Source organism: Paenibacillus sp. tmac-D7, assembly GCF_006519665.1.
In the GTDB taxonomy this organism is placed as follows: Bacteria; Bacillota; Bacilli; order Paenibacillales; family NBRC-103111; genus Paenibacillus_G; species Paenibacillus_G validus.
Genome location: NZ_VIDW01000095.1, coordinates 1 through 2,910 on the forward strand (window position 1 = coordinate 1; position 2,910 = coordinate 2,910).

Genomic DNA, 2,910 nt, shown 5'->3' on the forward strand with positions numbered 1-2,910 from the left:
TTTTGACGTGAGTTCATCATAAACTTTGTCCCCACATTAACTTCCTCCCAGTAAAAAGCTTTGAACGACCCATTAACAATTTCAACTAAGAATATACTGATTTAAAAAATAATAAAAAGAGGTCTCATTCCCCCTTTAAGAAAATGAGACCTCCATTTGTATGTTCGATCCACATTAACTTCGAGAGAATGAGACCTCCAGTTGAATGGTCGGTCCGCATTAGGAAGCCTTATTATTTATTTGTAAAGAATCATAACATAATTAATTTTAATGATGCAATACTTTTTTCATTCTTTTCCGATTTTATTACTAGGATTATTCACATTCCTGATTACGAGTACAATTATAATGAGCACGCGAAGAAAGGAGGTGACATTGACTCTCTTTTGGGAGGAATGTTGTGGAACACGTTGGCATTCGAACAATTTTTCTCCTTGAGGTTCCCGTCCCCATCCTTGTATGGCTAATCGTTGCTTCTACACCAGCAAGAGTTCCCTGGCCGAATCGATCTCGGTGACGTTGCCTTTTTGCATAGTCTCCGGAATGCGGGCCACATTCTCTGTATAGGGGTCGGACATTAACCGATACAAAACAGCCCTGATCATCCAAATTAACGACAGGGCGTGCATTTGATATCACGATATTATTTAATATGAGAACGGGATGTCCTGTTGTTGAAACGGACCTTATTAAACACGAAAGCGATTCTAGAATCTCCACGAAAGCTTGTTCCACATCGCGGGCGGCCTTCATGCCGCTTCCCACTTCCCGGACGCCGGAATGCATCGCATCCGAGACTTTTCCGGATCGAAGCGAAATATCCTCCAAAATCGCTGCCACGGCTTGTGCCGATTGCTCGGATTGGTTCGCCAATTTCTTCACTTCTCCCGCAACCACGGCAAACCCTTGTCCAGCCTCCCCTGCTCTCGCTGCTTCAATGGAAGCGTTAAGCGAAAGCAATTGGGTCTGGGCTGCGATTTCCCGCATCAGGTCAACAATGTTTCCGATTTCGATTAACCGTTCGTGCAAGTTGTCCATTAGACCGGATGATTGAATCGACGCCCTCCGATTTACAAGATCCGAATAACTGCGGTCTACAATTTGCATGTACACGTAAGCAATACTGCCTGCAACACCAAGCATGGCTGATATCACTAGATTTGATACGGATTGGCAATGTCATACGGTGTTGCTTCATAGCTCCTACCTGCAATTTTTTTTGGTATCTTGCTTATCATAGCAAAATGAACGAACTTTGTAACTTTCAGCTTCTCGCCTTTTGAGTGTCAAACTAGCGTGGGCAGTCATTTAAAGCCCTAGGAACGCCGCGCATCTTCTTACCAATTCCCGACTATCCTTAGTCATAAACGTTAGACGTATAATTTTCTTCTGTTGAATAGCGTTTAGAACCCAAAATTCGGTTAGTATACGAAAAATGTCATATCGTATGTTTTGGGTAAAATGTTGGCGGGACCCCAGACTGTTCGAATAACCGGCTATGCTTCCTGAATCCTCAACATCACAGAAAATAGGCCGCCGCGGCAGCCCTCTCATTTCTATTCATTTTTCAACTAACAATCCCATGTATATTAAATTGCGATTTCGCCTATTACAAGTAACGCCTGCAGCATGAGATACAGTTGATAATTGAAGGCCGGATTACGCAATTCTTGTTCAAGAAGAGTCTCGATCTTATGAATACGATAGCGGAGTCCACTCATGGATAGACAAAGCTCATTTGCTGTTTGTTCGAGATTTCCGCCGTTTGACAAAAATATGTAGAGTGTTTTAATCAATTCCGGATTTTTATTGCAATCAGTCGAATAGAGTGGTCCTAGCAGCTGCCGCGCAGCTTTTTTGATAGCGCTCTCATTTTTATTGTTAATCAACAGCCCTACTATACCGAGAGATTCGAATAAAACCACTTTTTTTGTGCTGGGCATACTCATTCGCAAGGCGACAATAGCTTCATCATAATAGTCTATGGAGCGATCGATTTGTTCCCCTTTCGAACTGACGCCGATCTGAAAGGTGTATTTTCTGAATATATGGGCTAAGTGCTCGATAACACCGTTACATAAGGCTGAAATATCCAAATTAGCTAATGATTCCGTTTGAACAAGCAACACAATGTTATTCCCACGTTGACACATTAATACATTCCACATCTTATTTTTAAAGTATTGCAAGGTCGTTTCTATTATTTCTTCATATACTAGCATTTCATTCTCAAAATACCCATGCTGATTTTGATACTTGAGGATAACGATGTAAAACGGCTGCTCCAGATCAAAATTAATATAACTGCCGTGATTAAGAATATCTTGCTTTGAAGAAAACTGCCCTTGTAAAATTCGCTCCAAGAAATGTCCTTTCATCCGTTCCGCCGATTCTAAGCTTGTCTTTTCATTTAACAGATAAAGCGAACAAACGGAGGCAATCCGCTCTAAAGTAACGAGGTCGAATTCCGGATATTCTTTCACTTTTTGAGATATAAATGAACAATAACCCGATATTTTTCCCCGAATGAAAATCGGCGTGATCAAACGAGAATGGCAGGATGCATTGATCGATGTCGAATGCAAAAAAGAACCGTTAGGCGTCACATTCGGATCATGAACGGGTTTCTTGTTTTTTTGGATATAGTCTTTAAAATCTTCATTTGCCTCTTTAAAAAATTGTGGCGTTAAACCTGAATAGGCGAAAGCGCGAAAATTGACATCTTCAATGATCAAGGGAATGCCCGTTGTTTCATAAACGATATGGGCGATCGATTGCAGATCATTCCCGTTGATAATTTCTTCCGTTAATTTTTTATGAATGTTAGATATTCGGGATAGATTGTTGCGCTCTTCCAATAGTTTTTCATAGGTTATTTCCAATTCTTTAACAATGGGTGTGTCTTCATAA

Annotated in this window: 1 protein-coding gene and 1 pseudogene; both read right to left on the reverse strand. The window is 40.9% G+C overall.

The genetic code is table 11. The features are described 5' to 3' along the window. Positions 1-315: 315 nt before the first annotated feature. Positions 316-1,023, reverse strand: a pseudogene (locus FKP33_RS26525) (methyl-accepting chemotaxis protein); the annotation flags it as partial. A 566-nt stretch (positions 1,024-1,589) separates the two neighbouring features. Further along, the coding region (locus FKP33_RS26530; RefSeq protein ID WP_141336806.1) for a PucR family transcriptional regulator at positions 1,590-2,910 on the reverse strand (1,321 nt) is incomplete at its 5' end.